The 18,177-nt window shown below is 42.8% G+C and carries 14 protein-coding genes and 1 riboswitch; of the genes, 4 read left to right on the top strand and 10 right to left on the bottom strand.

All coding sequences use genetic code 11. The annotated features are described in order from the left end of the window. Positions 1-39: 39 nt before the first annotated feature. The 6 genes from QQK06_RS10675 to QQK06_RS10650 all read right to left on the bottom strand — a co-directional run bounded on the left by QQK06_RS10675 (position 40) and on the right by QQK06_RS10650 (position 6,307). Positions 40-936 (bottom strand): choline/ethanolamine kinase family protein, encoded by an 897-nt coding sequence (locus QQK06_RS10675; protein ID WP_284244647.1) that lies wholly within the window; start codon positions 934-936, stop codon positions 40-42. Then, entirely contained in the window at positions 933-1,556 is a 624-nt protein-coding gene (pnuC, locus tag QQK06_RS10670; protein WP_284244646.1) for a nicotinamide riboside transporter PnuC, read from the bottom strand. The genes QQK06_RS10675 and pnuC overlap by 4 nt, the downstream gene beginning before the upstream one ends. Continuing rightward, positions 1,556-1,822, bottom strand: a complete 267-nt coding sequence (locus QQK06_RS10665) for a hypothetical protein (RefSeq protein ID WP_284244645.1) — start codon at positions 1,820-1,822, stop codon at positions 1,556-1,558. The genes pnuC and QQK06_RS10665 overlap by 1 nt, the downstream gene beginning before the upstream one ends. 23 nt (positions 1,823-1,845) lie before the next feature. Next, positions 1,846-3,939 (bottom strand): TonB-dependent receptor, encoded by a 2,094-nt coding sequence (locus QQK06_RS10660; RefSeq protein ID WP_284244644.1) that lies wholly within the window; start codon positions 3,937-3,939, stop codon positions 1,846-1,848. Between the two features lie 76 nt (positions 3,940-4,015). Further along, positions 4,016-4,121: riboswitch (TPP riboswitch) on the bottom strand. A gap of 77 nt (positions 4,122-4,198) precedes the next feature. Continuing rightward, entirely contained in the window at positions 4,199-5,056 is an 858-nt protein-coding gene (locus QQK06_RS10655; RefSeq protein WP_284244643.1) for an AraC family transcriptional regulator, read from the bottom strand. A gap of 84 nt (positions 5,057-5,140) precedes the next feature. Then, positions 5,141-6,307 (bottom strand): FAD-dependent monooxygenase, encoded by a 1,167-nt coding sequence (locus QQK06_RS10650; RefSeq protein ID WP_284244642.1) that lies wholly within the window; start codon positions 6,305-6,307, stop codon positions 5,141-5,143. A gap of 403 nt (positions 6,308-6,710) precedes the next feature. Here QQK06_RS10650 and QQK06_RS10645 point away from each other — a divergent pair, with 403 nt between their 5' ends. From QQK06_RS10645 to QQK06_RS10635, 3 genes are all read left to right on the top strand, one after another. Beyond that, positions 6,711-7,784 carry a M35 family metalloendopeptidase gene (locus tag QQK06_RS10645; protein ID WP_284244641.1) on the top strand — a complete coding sequence of 358 codons (1,074 nt, stop codon included), beginning with the start codon at positions 6,711-6,713 and terminating at the stop codon, positions 7,782-7,784. Between the two features lie 61 nt (positions 7,785-7,845). Then, positions 7,846-8,346: a hypothetical protein gene (locus QQK06_RS10640; protein ID WP_284244640.1), complete on the top strand. Its 501-nt coding sequence runs from the start codon at positions 7,846-7,848 to the stop codon at positions 8,344-8,346. A 130-nt stretch (positions 8,347-8,476) separates the two neighbouring features. Further along, the gene (locus tag QQK06_RS10635) at positions 8,477-10,990 is read left to right on the top strand and encodes an acylase (RefSeq protein ID WP_284244639.1); all 2,514 of its coding nucleotides are present in this window, start codon (positions 8,477-8,479) and stop codon (positions 10,988-10,990) included. A gap of 55 nt (positions 10,991-11,045) precedes the next feature. Here the strand turns inward: QQK06_RS10635 and QQK06_RS10630 are convergent, their stop codons facing one another. The 4 genes from QQK06_RS10630 to yegD all read right to left on the bottom strand — a co-directional run bounded on the left by QQK06_RS10630 (position 11,046) and on the right by yegD (position 16,293). Beyond that, positions 11,046-11,543 (bottom strand): thioredoxin domain-containing protein, encoded by a 498-nt coding sequence (locus QQK06_RS10630; protein ID WP_284244638.1) that lies wholly within the window; start codon positions 11,541-11,543, stop codon positions 11,046-11,048. Further along, positions 11,540-12,730 (bottom strand): exo-alpha-sialidase, encoded by a 1,191-nt coding sequence (locus QQK06_RS10625; RefSeq protein WP_284244637.1) that lies wholly within the window; start codon positions 12,728-12,730, stop codon positions 11,540-11,542. Before QQK06_RS10625 ends, QQK06_RS10630 begins: the two co-directional genes overlap by 4 nt. Continuing rightward, positions 12,724-14,808: a TonB-dependent receptor gene (locus tag QQK06_RS10620; RefSeq protein WP_284244636.1), complete on the bottom strand. Its 2,085-nt coding sequence runs from the start codon at positions 14,806-14,808 to the stop codon at positions 12,724-12,726. The genes QQK06_RS10625 and QQK06_RS10620 overlap by 7 nt, the downstream gene beginning before the upstream one ends. Before the next feature lie 123 nt (positions 14,809-14,931). Beyond that, positions 14,932-16,293 (bottom strand): molecular chaperone, encoded by a 1,362-nt coding sequence (gene yegD / locus QQK06_RS10615; RefSeq protein ID WP_284246610.1) that lies wholly within the window; start codon positions 16,291-16,293, stop codon positions 14,932-14,934. 450 nt (positions 16,294-16,743) lie between these two features. On the opposite strand from yegD, the gene QQK06_RS10610 reads away from it, so the two are divergent. After that, positions 16,744-18,177, top strand: coding sequence for a class II fumarate hydratase (locus QQK06_RS10610; RefSeq protein WP_284244635.1), 1,434 nt, complete (start codon positions 16,744-16,746; stop codon positions 18,175-18,177).

Genomic DNA, 18,177 nt, shown 5'->3' with positions numbered 1-18,177 from the left:
TGATTAAAGGAAAATACAGATAAAATAACGACTAATACGTTAGTGGCAAAGGAGCTCGAATAAGGAAATTGGGGTGATCGCCAATTGATCAAATTGCAGTAACTGCTGATGAGCTAATAATAGATACTCTTGATTATTATCAGCAGAGCAAGCATGGTTCAAATACCACAAGCCATTTATTAAATAACAACAAGCTAAGTAAGTATTCACTTCACTCTCTTTTATACTAGTGTTTGCCCGCTGACAATATTCAGTGATAACAAACTCTACGCTGGCTTTTGGCAGGTTATTTACCGCCACCAGCATTGCCAAATCAAATTCTCTGGCTCCGACAAAGGCACACTCAAAATCCAGTAACCAGGCTTGTTTACTATCTACAATAATATTAGAGAAGTTGATATCGCCATGACACAGCACTTTAGTTTCGGCTTCGGTAAAACTCACTAGTTCGTCAGCAAGTTGACTCAACTGTAACTGTTGTTCATTGTTAAATTGCAGCTGAGCAATTTGTCGCTCAATGATGGTGCGTATCGATAAGTTACTAATCGCAGCATCAGCTGTCAGCTGATGACAATGTGACATTAACTGCAGCGCTTGTTTAATCTTTTCCTCAAGTGGTAGTTTTAAAGAAGCTAAGGTTTTACCATCAATATAAGCAGTCACCAGCCATTGTTGATCAAGGTAAATAATTTTAGGACTAATCGCAGCATCAGCAGCAAGCTGTAATGATAAACTTTCATTACTTGCGCTAACTTGATGATCAGCTAGATACTTAACGAAATATCGCCTCACGTACTGAATTGAGTTGCTTTGACATTCCACCAGATAACAATGATGACTTAACCCTTGGGGAATTTTCTTTATCTTGCTGACTGCCCCATCAAAACAGGGCAGCTGCAAAATCGCTTGCTCATAATGGCAACAATCGACAGTCATTTTAAAGCAACCGCATCATCGCCTGCGAAGCCTTGCTGATACCTCGCTGACCATTGCAGATAACCATAAATAGCCATCACCACATACAAGACGAATAACAACGCTGTCGGCTGGAGGTCTTTAGCAAGATACAAGTATATAGATACTGCATCAATAACCACCCAGTAAAGCCAGTTTTCCAGTACTTTTTGCGCCACCAGATAGGTTGCAAACACCGCAAATACGGTGGTTGCTGAATCCAAATATGGAAAATCTGTTGGCGTGAAATTAGCCATTAACCAGCCGAATATCAAAGAAAGCACTGATAACGCCGCGATGATTTTACTATGCCGATGTAACGGCCAGCGCTGAATATGCACCGCTTGATGATCAAGCTGAGTCAGGCCTTGCCAGCAATACCAGCCATAGACTGCCATTACCAGATAGTAAAGCTGTAACAGGCTATCCATCCACAGATAAACATCATAGAAAATCACTGTGTAAATCAAAGTACTGACCAATGCTGCTGGCCAGCACCAGATATTTTCTCGTGCCGCTAACAGCACGTAAAGCAATGCACAAATAACCGCAAGCCATTCCCAAAAAGGTAACTGGCTAAAGTATTGAACAATTTCAGTCATTAACGCTCTGCTTCCACCTGGCTACGGTTGCCGCCAATAAACTTACAAACAAAGACGGCCGCATTTAATGATTGATGGACCTGCTTAATTTCCGTCATCACCTTAGCCACCGCCAGATCGTATTCACCAAAAACTTGAGTACTCATGCCATTAGTGACAACTTGCAAACCGTCAACGGCTCTCAGTCGTTTGATAAAAGCCCAAATTTCTGCCTTGAATTCTTGTTCTGCTAGCGGGTACAAGCTGATCTCTATTGAAATATCCATGTTCTGCTCTCAATGAATTAATGCTAAAACTGATAATTAAGGGTAGCACCCAATACCGCAGGTTCACCTAATTGATAATACGCTTTGCTGTCGTAGCCATCTCGTGGATCATTTCCAAAGTAAAATCCTCGAGTCACGTAATCTTTATCAAATATATTCCGCGCCCATAATTTAAGCTGCCAGTTAGCCTGCTGGTAGCTAATTGAACCATGCATCAACACATAACTATCGGATTTCTCCGAATGGCTGTCGGAAAAATAAAAGTTATCTTTGCCATCAAGATTGACATTAAAATACCACTGATCGTTAAGATAATAATTGATACCGATATTAAATTGATACTGTGGCGCATGGGCTTGATCACGACCACTTTCTATAGTGCCGTTCGCATAACGATAACCTTCAAATTCAGTTTCTAATAAGCCAACACTGGCATAATATTCAGCTTGTTGCGTCACCTGCCATGCTGCTTCCAGTTCAATGCCGTAGTTATAACCACGAGCCGCGTTGTCCCAGTAACTGATAAATTCGCTACTGCCATCGCTACGTTCATCTAAGTGATAACTACTGATCTGGATATCATCGCGTTTCATATAAAATGCAGCCGCTCTAATATAAGCATCATTGTTGAGTAATTGACGCTTATAACCCACTTCATAATTCCATAAATATTCCGGCTTAAACACTCGTTGCTCTTTTGTTAAGCTACCACTGGTATTCACGCTTCCTGATTTATAGCCCTTGTTAATCGCAGCATAGATCATGGCATCTTTATCCGCCTGATAACTAAGTACTAACTTGCCACCAACCATAGAGTCATCTGGTGAAAATTTCACCCCTTGTGAATTATGATAATCACTGTCACGTTGTTCAACGCGCACACCGGATGTCAGAGTAATTTTTTTAGTTAACTCACTATCAAGCTGAGCAAAAACCGCGGAATTTTTTGCGCTAAAATCTGAGCTAAAATCACCGTCTAAATAAGTATATCGACGCGTTAAGTCTTCATCGTCCTGTTTAAAATATGCACCGATCACCCAATCTGTGGTGTTAGCAAATAACTGACTGCGGTTATTTGACACTAAACGAAATTCCGCCGTGTAGTTAGTGCGATCTCTTAAATAATGATCGGTCGAGGAATACTCATAAGGATGCATGCCCTGATAGCTCCAATCTTCGTCATAGCCATAAGCGAGATCCGAATCCATCAGGCTGAAAATAGAAACAATATCAAAGCCGCTAAATTTGCGGTACATCAGTTTAGCGCTGGCCGCTGTGGTTTGCTGCTCATCAAATCCCGGCTGGTCTGACAATGTATTGCGATCATTATCTAAGGAAAAGGCGTCATAGCCATTGTTAAAATCCGCATGGATAAGCGCTAAATCTATGGTTAATTCTTTACTGGCCTCAATCGCTAACTTACCACGCAACATTAATTCATCACGATTATTAGTATCTTCGCGGTCAAGGTAGGTATTAGTGATAAAACCATCACTGCTATATTGCTCGGCAGAAAAGCGGTAATTTACTTTATCAGATGCAGGGCCTGACAACGCGAGTCCAGCACTATAACTATGGTAGTTTCCCGCAGATAAACGAATCGCCCCTTCAAATTCATCACTTGGCTGATGACTTGACATATAAATCAAACCGGCGAGTGCATTAGCGCCAAACTGCGTCCCTTGAGGACCACGAAATAGCTCGACTTGTGCAATATCAAAAGTCGAGGCAATACTACCAATGCCGGAAAAATCAATATTATCAATAATAAGGCCAACCGAAGGGTTAATCGGTTCCTTAAACTGGCTGCGTTCACCAATACCACGAATTTGATAATATCGCGCCCGCTGTGAACCACTGGAAAAGTTGACATTCGCCGCTGCACCAACAATTTCTTCCAGATTTTGTCCGTTACGAACAGCAATATCTTGCTCGGTCAATACAGATAAAGAAGTGGCGGTATTTTGTAAGTTTGTCGTACGATAACCAGAATGTACCTGGATCACTTCAATTGATTGCTCGTCTGCGGTTTGATTGGTGGCTGAAGATTCAGCGTACGCAGCATGCGTGATAAGGTTTAATAGCATGATAGCGATAGGCGTTTTTACAAGTTTCATTGGACTCTCACAACAAAAACCAGCGGTGAAAAGTAAAACTAGTAAAAACGATTAACAAACAGTTATTTGCTAATCAGTTGGCTAATTCAACCATCCCTACGCCGGCATTATCCGTTTCAGGTAATAAGGGTATAAATTTCTCAGTGCCAATGATAAAAAGCGGCACACCCCTTGGTTTGAGCGCGATCGTACCAAGTTAACAGCAAATGTACAGTAAAATCATCCGCAGTTTGCTGCTTTGTAGTAATAGCGCTAGTAATTACTGAACGGGCAAGTAAATGTCAGTCACCATTTCCTGCTCCGAGACCTCAGGGAAGAAACTTACTCGATGAAAAAACAGCGGAAAGTCACGCAGCTCATATTCATTATCCTGCAGCCAATTTTGATAGAGAAAATTCACCGACGTCGCTAACGTATCATCGCTGCCAACATGCCGAACTTTAGCGCATTTACCAGCCGGAATAACCTTATTAACAATCCCATCATAATTGTCAGCTAGCGGGCGCTTAACAGCACAGGCTAAATCAAAACGGTAATCCTTATCCGCTGTGATGCTAGGATCATCATAAACGAGATTAAATGTTTTACTCTTGCTTGGTGAAAGGCCATGGGCTTTTCGCCATTGGATAAACTTCTGGATGCTCGCTCCGAGCAAATGTGGTGCAGCTCTGTGCTCCATAACTGCGATTAGGGTTTCAGGAAAATCTACAATGCTAACTGCTACTTGGGTATTCATAATTTTTGTCCTCAGCTCAACTATCGTCTGATACTTTGTCTGCCATAATGCCCAGTCAGGTGATAACCTAAAATCTGACGGTGATAGCTTAAAGCATCGCTTAAACGCCCGGGAAAACGCTTCATGACTGTCATAGCCAGCCGTTATCGCAATATCGATAATGTTGCTATCACGATACGCTAGCTGATATGCCGCACGTTTGAGCCGTAATAATCTCGCCAATGACATTACCGACATGCCAAAAAATAGCGAACATTGGCGATGAAAGTGATATTTCGACAAGTTAGCAAGTTGGCATAACTGTTCAACATCAAGATCTTCATCCAGATTAGCTTCGATAAAACGCACTACCTCAATAAATCTGGTTTGATATCTTGTCATCTAATCGTTTCTCCTCAGCGCTGAGATAATACCCCTGACTCTTGCGTGACACTTGACCAAAATTGCTCAATTTTGTCCTATATGTCAAACAGCCAAAGGTAAACCACTACTCCACGCATTAGCCATTCCGATAAGTGCACTGTGATAATCGGTATGCTTACTGGCTAAGTTTCTTTGTTGACAAAATTCATGGTCTTGATTAAAAATCGTCTGTGCCAGTTGCCGCCCGACGCTAATAATACTTGAGGTTTTCTCTGCTCTTAATTCAGTGTAGTGTCGACAGGCATCTGGAAGATTACTACTATGCTGAACTAAACAGTTAACCAAATGCCAGGCACTTTCCAACGCCTGACATGCCCCCTGACCAGAAGTTGGCAAAGGCGCATGCGCACTGTCGCCCAGTAATACTACATTATTTTTATGCCAAACCTTGATTGGGTTATGGTCATGAACATAAATTTTATGGATCTTGGTTAATGGCGTTTGCTCAATAATATCAGGAATTATGCCATGCCAGGACGCGAAAACTTCGTTAAGTTCTTGTTTGTAGCGTGCAGGATGTAACGGCTCTATTTGCTTAGTGGCAATGCCGCCAGCCCAATACGCTTTAGATTTAGAAACCGGCACAATACCGAATCGCTCACCAACTCCCCAATGATCAGCCACGGCCAGTTCAGTAAATACTTCTGACGAACTTTCAAAAATACCAATCCAATTGATAAAGCCTTGATAAATTGGCGCGTTATCTCCATTGACATAAGCTCGCGCAATCGAATTCATCCTACCTTCAGCACCGATAATCAGTTCAGGGGCAATGACTTTTCCGTTACTAAAATTAATTTGGCTATTGACGCCGGAACCAGTAATTTCAATCACTTGATGCGAATAATGAATAGCAATGCCTAACGCCAATGCCCTTTTGGTGAGTATCGCCATTAAATCTTTTCTCAAAATGGCATAACTGTCATAGTGCATTAATTGATTAAGTTCTCGAATCTCTAAAGAACCTAACGGCTCACCATCACGGGTAAAACGACTCATATGGGTAATTTTTCCGGAGACTTCAGCGACCAGCTCTAACACCCCTAACTGCTCAAGAACAAATGACGCATTTGGCCAACAAACGATTCCGGCACCAATTTCAGCTAACTGATTATGTCGCTCATACAACTCAACCTCAAAGCCTTGCTGCTTTAATAAAATCGCGACACTTAAACCGCCAACGCCACCACCTAACACTGCTATTTTCACTATCACTCCTTGGTAAAGCCTAACAATCAATTTGGCATTTCAACGCCATCACCACACTTTTTTCATTTATGGTTAACTGAAATCAGATGAGATAAGCCATAGATTTAATAATAATTACGCCATGATTACTACCGGCAACCTGAGAATAAAAGGTTAATATGCAAGTGAAATTGTTAGCAAATATTAGCCTTACCATTAATCAAGCAGTTAGCAACTCACAAACGAATTATTAAAATCTATACATTCTCCCATCACCTGTCGTATTTGAACGAAAAATTGTCGCGTTCCTACTAGCCGTTGATTGCGAGATCATTGAAGCTGGGGCGTCAGCTAACCACTGATCAAACAATCAATAATATAAAAACTAACAACAATAGAGTTCACGATACAGAAGGATACCCCTATGAAATTTACCGCAAAATTTCTGCTTACTATCTTTGCTGCAGTAACATTTACAGCAAATGCAGCAAAACCTGCGTTAGACGTTAATCTTGACGTTGAAGCACTAGCAAATGGCGATGTTAACGCTACTTTAACCATTACCAATAATCATCAAGGCCAGCAAAAAGTATTAAGCTGGTACACAGATTTAGCTGAAGAGCATATTTTCCACGTTACCCGTGACGGCGTTGAAGTGCAATTTATGGGACCACATTATAAACGTCCGGCGCCAACGGCAAATGATTACATCAAATTAAAATCTGGCGAGTCATTAACTAAAACCTTTGAGTTAACGTCTAGCTACGATATGAGTGAAGCAGGCCAATATGACGTCACTTATGATGTTAAATCTTTGCACCTTTACAGCAATTATGGTCAACAGAAAAAAGCTGAAAAACATGCTATTGCAGGGTTAACATCAAACACTCAATCTGTATATCTTGACGGTGTGCTAACTAAAGGCACTGCCAATAAAGGCAAGCCAGGTGGTGGTTCAGGGGGCGGTGACTGTATCGACGGTACTTGTTTTACTGGTCGTTGTTCAAATAGCCAACAAACAGAAATCATCAGCGCATTAGCTGCAGCTGACGGTATTGCAAATAACGCAGTTAGCTATTTAAACAGCCATTCTGCATCAAATACCAGCGCTCGTTATACTACTTGGTTTGGCACTGCTAACTCTAGCCGTTACAACAAAGCAAAAGCTAACTTTGAAGCAATTAACGACGCTATCGATAACCAACCAGTAGCATTTGATTGTAGTTGTAAAAAATCTTACTTTGCCTATGTTTATCCAAATCAGCCGTATAAAGTGTATTTATGTCGTGCATTCTGGGATGCGAATGAGTTAGGTACTGATTCACGTGCTGGTACTATTATTCATGAATTGAGTCATTTCGACGCAGTAGCAGGTACAGATGACGTAGTTTATGGTCAAAGCGGTGCAAAAAGTTTAGCCATTTCTGACCCTGACCAAGCATTAAACAATGCAGACAGTCACGAATATTTTGCTGAAAATACACCAAATTTAAATTAGTGCAAAATCACTTGGTTAGCTACACTAACTAATAGCTAACCTTATTATGGAGTGATAAAGGATGTTTGAGCGCTTTAAAGCCTACTGGTTTACTAGCTTGATTTGCATACTGTTCTTTATCACTTTTTTTGCCATGTCCACCACTTCTCATAGCATTTTACAGTGTGAAATATCTGCTGAAGATAGGCAGCAATCCACTAACGGTGTAACACTTAGCTATATTCTGACCAATATATCAGCCCAACCAGTTAAACTATTAACTTGGTACACCCCACTAGAAGGCTTTATGACCGATCTATTTAAAATAGAGGATAGCCAAGGTCATGAATTAGCTTATCAAGGTCCGATGGTGAAGAGAATGACACCATCAGCAGAAGACTATATTGTTATCGAGGCGCAAGAAAGCGTTTCTATCAACCTTAACCTTCAAGATGCCTATCCAATAAATGTAGGCAGTTATCAAATTTCACTGCGCCCGAAAATGATCCAACTGCAGTCGGCACAGCGCTCATTATCCGCCGAGCTCTGCCGCAATCAAACCATTAGCATTAACGTGAAATAATAACTCGTCCTCCTGTTCAGTCTACAAAACTCTCCACAATTCTAACAGTTGTACAAATAATGCGCTTGTGCTAAAACTGGTACGATCAGATAAAAAATAAACAATAATAGATAGCATCGGAGAGCTGATTTTGAAAACGATAATCCCCCCTATAAAAAAACCATTAACCTTACTGACATTAACCTGTTTATTAGCTGCTTGTGGTGACGATTACAGTTACAGTACTACTGAGAGCTATCAAGCACCTGAGCCAAATACACCTACGACACCAGTAACACCAGATCCTGTTCCAGCATTTGATAGTGATGGCGTATTAAACGCGAATATTCGCTGGACCGACTATGGCGTACCCCATGTTACTGCCGATAATTTACAAAGCCTGGCCTATGGTGTCGGATATGCATTTGCTAAAGATAATATTTGCGTACTGGCCGATCAGATTTTAAAGTTTAACTCACAGCGAGCCAAATATTTTGGTCCAGATATGGTACCAGGCTCTGGTGATTCTGAGCATTTGATCAGCGATTTTGGCTACCTGGCATTAGACATCAGACAACAAGCCGAAACCAACATTCGTGGCATGTCTGCCAATAGTCAGGCATTACTTTCAGGCTATGCCCAAGGTTATAACCGTTATTTAGCCGATACCGGAGCAGAGATCGACGCTTCTTGCGCCGGACAACCTTGGGTACAAGCGATCTCCGATGTCGATGTTTTAACCTACTCGCTCGGTGTCGCGCTGTTACCGGGTGCCGCTAACTTTCTAGGGCCAATGTTTTTAGCCGCGCCTCCTGGCGAAAGTTATGTTCCATATATGAAGACAAGTGTTGCACCAGCTCAGGCAATGAAATTTAGCCCAAAAGTGAAAATGCCAGAGAAAAATCCTAATGACTTAGGTTCTAACGGCTGGGGCTTAGGTAAAGATAAAACCGAGAACGGTAAAGGCATGGTGCTGGCCAATCCGCATTTTCCACATACTGGTAATTTAAGGTTCTGGCAATTTCACAGCACCATCCCAGGGTATATGAATGTTATGGGTGGCTCATTATCTGGTATGCCAGGCGTAATTAATATCGGCTTTAATGAAAATGTCGCCTGGACTCATACTTTCTCCAGCGCCGAACATTTTGTCGTCTACCAATTAGCCTTAGATAGCACACGTAGCGATCACTTAACTCAAGTGATTGACGGCGCGCCTCGTCCCATAAATATGCGAGAGTTAGCAATAGAAGTTGCCGTAGCACCAGGACAGACCATCACGTTAGCGAAAAAAAGTTATCACACAGTGCAAGGACCTATGATAGTGGTACCAGGCAACTTTGAATGGGATACGGCATCAGCTTACGCAATAAAAGATGCCAATGCTGCAAACTTCGATATTATCGACCATTGGTTAGCAATGAACCTGGCCGGTGATATTGAAGAGTTTAAGCAAGCTTTTAAAAATTATGACGGCGTAATTTTTAACAATACCATGTCGGCAGATAAAAATGGCGATGTCTTTTATATCGATGACTCTACCGTGCCTAATTTAACGGCTACCGCAATTGAGCAGTTAACCACAAACCCACTACTTATCGGCGCTAAACAACTGGCAGGCTTTACTATCTTACCGGGTCACCTCTCTGCATTTGTCTATGAAGGTGCGGTACCTTATGAACAAGCCCCTAAGTATCAAGGCACTGATTATGTACAAAACTCTAATGACAGCTTCTGGCTTACCAATGCTGCGATGCCAATTACGGGGGTTTCTCCACTTTATGGTCAGGTCAGTAATCAGCAAAGTTTACGCTCTCGCATGGCACATACCTTGTTAAGTGACGCTGCAGGCAGTGATGGTTTATTCTCACCAATGGAAGTAGAAAATGCCTTATTAGGTAACCGTAATTATCTTGGTGAAGCAGTACTAAATGACCTACTGAGCTATTGTAGTGCTCAGGGCTCAACCCCAGTGAATGGCAAAGATATCAGCGCCGGCTGCAGTGCTCTAGCAAAATGGGACGGCACCATGAATAACAACAGCGCCGCTGGACATTTATTCAGAGAGTTTGCCTTTCAGTTTGCACTCGATCCGCAATGGGCAACGCCTTTTAATGCGGAAGATCCAATTAATACGCCAAACGGCCTACTCAACAATAACACCACGTTGGCGCAATTTGCTACCGCTATCACTAAAGTGGAGAATGCGGGTATTGCACTCGATGCCGTATTAGCAGATGTACAATTTGTTGAGCGCAGTATGCCAAACGGTGCTCCATCCGGGGTAAAAATCCCGTGGGCAGGCGCACATAATATTGAAGGCGGCTTTAACGTCTTTACTGCGCGTGCCGGTAATGATGGCACCTTATTACCGCGCCATGTTTATCCAGCGCAAGACAGCAGTTCAATATTAAGCACTGAAGCGGGTGGCTATCATATCGGTTATGGTAGTAGTTGGATGAGTGTCGTTAACTTTACCGACGATGGTCCGGTTGCCCGCGGTTTATTAAGCTATTCGCAATCTCGCACTTATGGCGACGAGCATAATACCGACCAGTCAGAGCTTTATTCGTCTCAGCCACAACTACGTCCATTACGTTTTACTGAAACTGACATTGAAGCACATAAAATCGCCGAAATGACCATTTCAACCGCTGACGAATAATAAACACCGCAAAATAAAAAACCAGTCACTACGACTGGTTTTTTCTTTTTAATCGCTAGTCAGTTTTGCTAAGTTGACTCTGCTGCTGCGCCCAGCGCTGTAATAATTCAGGCTTTAAGACACCACTGACGCCAATAGCGTCACGCCCCGGAATAAAAAAATAACTGCGCGGTAATTCGCCATGCCAACTAGCGTCTAATTGCTGCCGAAAGTCATTAAGCTGGCGATCGGCAATGTAATAATGTTCAAACGGCTGCAAAGCAAACTCTTTTACCACCACTTGACGCTCTTGATGATATTGAACACCAATATCGGTATTCACCAGCACTAAAGGCAAATTAGGATACTGCTGAGATAATGTCTGCAATGATGCCAATTCATCAAAACAGGGCGGACACTCAAGTGACCACAAGATCATCAGCCACTCCTTATCGACATCACGCATTTTCAACGCAGCCACATCTTTAGCGCTTAGTGCTTGAGGTGTCGCAGCTTCAGCACCTAAGGCTAACAATGTGGTTAATACCAACATTCGAATGATTAATCGTTTCATAATGCATGTATCCAATGCTGCTGATTCGCACTGTGCCAGGAAACCAGCGGCGACTTGCTGCCAGCAATAACAAAGGGCCGGTCGGCCGAACCTTTCACTTGATGTAACTGCTTGGCAGAAGTGAAAGTTTTACCATAATCATTAGACGAACTGTGCCATAAACTATAGCCGCTATCGTTTGCTTCAAGCCAAACAATATCAACGCGATTTTTCCAGCTCAGCATATGCGGATGAGCGGCATTTTTGCCATTGTTACCAAAAGCTAGCGGCTGACTGAGATGACTACCCTGATCATCAGAATAAGCGTAGAAAATTCCCTTGCCTTTTTCCCCCTGATTATACCAGGTCATGTGATAGCGATTATTACGGTCAATACTCAAGGCGCCCCCCTGATGCGGACAGCCATTAATCTGCCATCTGTCATCAGAAACTTTCACCGGTTCTTTCTTACCATCTAAGGTTAACAACGCAAATTCACGGGTGTTTTGCTGATAAATATGGCGCCACAATAACGCTGCCTCACCTTGCTGATTAGTATCAAATGCCAGCCGACAACATTGGCAGGTCCCCGAAACTAGCCTTTGGTTATTAAATGCCAGATCGTTTTTTCTCGGCCAGCCTTCAGCAAAATAAATTGACGAACCATTTACTGCGCTTTTGTCTGCTGCCAGCACCTTATCGCGACTATCTAACCAAATTAACGAGACCTTACCGCTATCCGACACTTGCATTTCATTAAAACTATGGCCAGCCAGTAAACCGTCATCATTAATAGTTGTTGCGACAGCGAATGATTGACCATTATCTAGAGAGTAACTAAAGCGAATATCGGCGGTAAAACGTTTTTCCCGTGGTGACGCCCAGGAAAGATAAATACCGCCCTGACGATCAAAGGCAATTTTCACCCGGTTTTCACCGCGCGACGATATTTCTTCTGGCGCAATATCCACCTTGATTGCTGGCGCAAAATGCTGACCATCGTTGCTTGAAACCTGATAAAAAAGTTGCTGTTGTTGGCTCCATACCCGCCATATTTTGCCGTCTGGCGCTACCGCGCTGGTGACGGTTTGACCACACTCAACCGCAATGTGCTGGCAATCAGTTGTGCGCTGCCCAATAGTAGCTTTATGTTGATGAGCCTTGACGCTCGCGATTAAAAAAAATAATACAAATATGGCTCTTACCATTGATAATGTACTCCCAAATAAACTGTCCGCGCGGCCGCCGGCGAGAATTGCATTTTACCGTAACTGATGCGCGCTGAAGATTCATATTCTTTATCCGTCAGATTAATCACCCGAGCGTTAATCGACAGCTGTTTATTGACCTGATAATGACCTTTAAAATTTACAACACGATAGCCATCTGCTTTAGTGGTATTAGCATCATCCATCCAGTATTGACCTACCGACTGAATTTCAACCATGCTGGTTAATTGAGGTAGCCAGCTTGGGTGATAACGTAAACGAATATTAGTAATAGTTTCAGGCGCACTCATCATTTCATTACCAGAATAATCCTGATAATCATCAAACTTGTGTTTAGAGCGGGTATACGCGACAGTGGCATTTAGCTGTTCATTGAGTTGCCAGTTAGTAGCAAGCTCAAGCCCTTTATGAATCACCCGGGTGGCATTCACCAGATAACGCTGGCCATCTTGATTATAACTATGAACAATACCGTCATCGACATCCATATAGTAAACAGCCGCATCAAAGGTGATGGAGTCACTATTAAGCTTATAGCCTAGCTCATAGGTATCAGACACTTCAGGTTTGAGCGATGAAATACCCTCTTCGCTGTCTTTCGTGGTGATATGATATAAGCTTCCAGCACTTGGCAAACGAAAACCATTGGCATATCGGACAAAGAGACTGCTATCAGGGCTAAGTAAATAATTAACACTGGCCTTGGGGCTAAAATGATTAAAGCTGTCTTGACGATCTGCCATACTCAATTTTCCGTGGCCGATGTCACCAAACACAGTTATGTGATTATCAAAATCATAGTTAGCATAATCATACCGACCACCTAAGGTGAGCTGCAGTTCATCAGTCGCCTGATATTTATATTGCAGATAAGGCGAGATCCCGGTATATCGGGTCGTGTCATCATAAAACTTCTCACCTTTAACAAAGGTATCAGCTCCCCACCCCGTGGTGGTGACATCGAGCGGTTGATAAGAAAGCTGCTCACCTTCAGAAAGTTCAATATCCAAACCTATGGTAGTCTCAGCTTTATCGGTTAGCGTAAAATTACTCATCGCCAGTAGCCCTAATGAAGTCACCGAAGATTCGATTTTAGGCGTGTTTGTGTTCCAGGTCGCGGTGTAATCGTTAGTGCGATAGCGAAGATAAGGGATCACTGAATACAAGGCATTTGCGGTAAACTTTTCCCATTGAGTGGAGAGTCGCAAATATTGGGTTTTTCTTAGCGGATCGACAGCCAGAACTTCATCACTGAGCCCAGAGCCATTGCGGTCACTCTGCCATTGCGATTCACTCAAATCGGCAGCCATTTCCTGCTCAAGGTCTGACATCACTAATAAACTAGTCAACTGCTCGTCCGATGCTAGCTGATACTCATGGCGCAGACTTAATTCACCTCGTGTACCGGCGGTATGATCACGCCACCCCTGATTATCAAACAGCGACGCTGAGACCCTAAATCCAGATTGTTGATCAAGCATATTACTATGACTAAATTGCAGTTTACGATAATCATGCTGACCAGCAACCAAATTGAATTCGCTTTCCTTTTTATCAGCAACTGGCTTAGATAATACATTAATGGTAGCCGCCACCGCACCCGAGCCGTATAGTGCAGTGCCCGCGCCTTTTAGCACTTCCATCCGTTGCACACCCGCATTAAAGCTCGACCACCACAAGGCATTGTGATTAAAAAACGCCGGCGATTGTAATGGAATATTATCCTGCAGATAGAGATAGTAGCCACTGGTGTTATTTGGCATGCGAATGGCTGCTTTATGTCCCTGACCACCCGCTAACTGATCAATATAAACCCCCGCTAGACTATTTAATGAATCGGCCGGATGCTGGCCATTATCTAGCGCCATTTCTTGTTCGCTGACACTGTGTACCGACATTGCCAGTTCCGTATCAAGATTTTCCTGACGGTTAGCGGTTACTGTAAGACGCTCAATATTAGCCTCTGGCTCACCACTGTCGTTTGCCAAAACACAGGTTGCAGAAAATAACGGAAATAAGGTGGCACTAATTGATAGTGATAAAAACTTCTTAGTCACGGTATTACTTCTCCAAAAAATATTGCAGAAATAATACCGTTAATACAATGAATTGAGATGTGACATAATGTCGCAGTTTGGCTAATTTTTCTTAAGAAACCAGTGTTTAGATCAATAAATTGATTAACTAAAAATGCGTTCGGCCCAACGGGTCAGACCGCCAGTAACACTGCCAAAATGATCACCTACCACTAACGGCACACCTGGCAACTGCTGCTGTAAAAATTCACTGATCATTGGCGATTTTGCCGTACCGCCAGTGACAAATATGACATCCGGTTGACAATCTGCCTGAGTAATAGCTTCTTCCATCAAACTAGCAATTTGATTCAGTTGGCTATTATTCGCCTCTATCATCAGCTGACGCGACACCTGCGCGCTTAAATTATCAGTTAAATCGTCAAGCATAATTGATTGCGTTTCGTTTTCAGACAACTTAATTTTCGCCTGCTCAGCGCCGTTAACTAAACGATAACTGAGTTTATTTTGATACACCTTGACTAAACGCTGTATGAGTTCAGGCTGCTCGGCATCGCGTACCAATTGTTGCAAATAACGGCCATTTTTTTCGCTGTAAAATTCCGTTTGTTCATTGACATTATTAATCGCAACCGCCTGATAAAAGCTGTTAACTGGCATAGGTTTACCGGATTTTAACGCACTATCAATACCAAGCTCCGGCATAATACCTTTCAATGCAAGTTGGATATCAAAATCGTTACCACCAATACGAATACCACTGTGCGCCAACAGGCTACTTTCACGTGCTGTATTGGCCTGATATTCAGGCCCCATTAACAACATTGAACAGTCGGTAGTACCACCACCAATATCTACCACCAGCACTTTTTGTTCTTTCGTCAAGGTCGCTTCAAACTCAAAACCAGCAGCCACTGGTTCATACTGAAATTCAACGTCTTTAAAGCCAACACGTTTAGCGGCATTAGTTAACACAGTTAACGCCTGACGGTTACTTTCTTCACCTTGCAACCCCTGAAAATTGATCGGCCTGCCGATCACAGTTTGCGTAATTTCCCGTTGTAATTGTTGCTCCGCCAACATTTTAATATTAACCATCATTGCCGCGACAATATCTTCAAATAACTGAATTTGCAGTGGCAATAAACCACTAGTACCAAGAAAGGACTTCGGCGATTTGATGTAATAACCTTCTTCTGGTTCATCGAGATAATTGGCCAGTGCCGATTGACCAAAAGAGAGTTCAGCCGCGATGCCGTCTAAGGTCAGCTCTTGCAATGCACGCTGGGCTTGCTGTAACGGCATGACTCGCTGCTTTTTAAACGCTAATTGCTCTGTCTTCGGTAATTGTTGATTTAACCAGTGAACGATAATTTCCCGGCTCGGCGCATATAAGGTTGAAGGAATAAAACGACCATGCTGACCAAGCGATAAAATATCTGGCGCACCATTTTGCATCACACCAACCGCGCAATTCGATGTACCGTAATCAAAACCTATCATTATGTTATACCAATTTGATTAATAATTTGCTCACTCAGCGAGAATTAAAAAGCATAGAAACAAGGCGTAGATTGCCAAGAAATTCCCTTGTTTAAATCAACAACACTGCATATAAGCCTTTTAAACTCGCCCTTTTGGAGCTTGTTAGCAGCGCGATAACTGCTGAAAATTTACTTGATGTAGAATGACTATATCTGTGCAAATTTTATTTGTTCTCACACTTGCTAACATAGCTCTGAGTTGACTAAATAATTAGTCAACTTGGTATTACCCCCGAGCCGCATGTGCGCTCTTATTCGTCCATGAACCCACGCTATACCGTACATCCTGCACATAAAAAAGTCGCGTAGCATAACGAGGATTAATCGTTGCCGCAAGCAATAAAACCATCAGCCGCTATACTTGATGGTACGCGAAAAGCACGTGCGAACATAACCTCATAAGGCGCTTGAAATGGCTAAGAATTTAACGACTACCTCCCATCAAACTCAGCAAGCTTTAACAAAATTTCCTGCTGGAACAATAGATGAGGGAGTGCTTTGGGGTAAGCAAACACAGCTGTCACTGAAAAATTTCAATATTGGCAGCCAATGCTTTAACCCTGCGTTTATTGCCGCATTAGTGACGATTAAACGCGAAGCGGCTCAGATTAATCACCAGTTAACAAAACTTGCTAAACCACATGCTCAGGCTATTACATTTGCTTGTGATGAGATACTACAAGGTAAGCATGCCAAGCAGTTCCCATTACGGATATGGCAAACCGGTTCAGGCACGCAAACGAATATGAATGTCAATGAGGTGATAGCAACACTAGCGAATCAATTTCTTGCCCAAGACAAGAATACTCCAGATAACGCCATTCATCCGAATGACCACGTTAATATGTCGCAATCTTCCAATGACATCTTTCCCAGTGCCATGCATATTGTTGTCGCTCAGCAAACTCACCAACAACTCTTGCCAGCAATCACCCTTTTAACTGAGCGACTATCGAACAAAGCGGCTGAGTTCGACGGCATTTTTACCGTTGGTCGCACCCATTTAATGGATGCCTTGCCTGTTAACGTCAGCACAACATTTTTAGCCTATCAACAACAACTCATGACAGCGAAGCAAGCAATTGAGCACAGTATGGCTAACGTTTATCAACTGGCGCTTGGCGGTACGGCTGTGGGTTCAGGTGCTAATGCTCCCGAGAGTTTCGCCGAGCAAGTGATCGAACGTCTGGCGACACACTATCAGCTACCTTTAGTTCAGCATCAAAACTTGTATGCCGCAGTTTCGGGGGAAGATGCGTTATTACGTTATAGCAGTGCACTTAAGCAATTGGCAGCAACGTTACTCAAAATAGCAAATGACGTTCGTTTACTCGGCAGTGGGCCACGCTGCGGATTAAATGAATGGCTATTACCAGCGAATGAACCTGGTAGCTCGATTATGCCGGGCAAGGTAAACCCAACTCAGTGTGAAGCGTTAAGCATGGTGTGCTTACAGGTATTTGGTAACGATTTAACGGTTTCTATGTCTGCGGCCAGCGGGCAACTGCAGTTAAACACCTATCGCCCGGTAATTATTCATAATGTACTAGAGAGCATTCAACTACTCAGTGATGCCATGAACTCTTTTGCCGATAACTGCGTCGATGGACTCACCCTCAATCACAAGCAGATTGAAAGTAATATGCGCAACAATTTATCTGCCATCACATTATTAGCACCTAAACTCGGTTACGATAAAGCAGCAAAAATAGTGCATTGGGCAGTAGCACATAACGTTTCATTAGCGGAAGCCTCACAATCACTAAACTTACTCAGTAAAACAGAATTAGAAAACTTGCTTAATGAACAAATGCAGGCACAAAAAACTGCCCAAAAACGAAGCTAG

The sequence above is a fragment of the Thalassotalea insulae genome (genome assembly GCF_030161395.1).
Taxonomy (GTDB): Bacteria; Pseudomonadota; Gammaproteobacteria; order Enterobacterales; family Alteromonadaceae; genus Thalassotalea_E; species Thalassotalea_E insulae.
The sequence above is the reverse complement of the archived record's forward strand: the minus strand, read 5'-3'. Positions and strand labels throughout refer to the sequence as shown.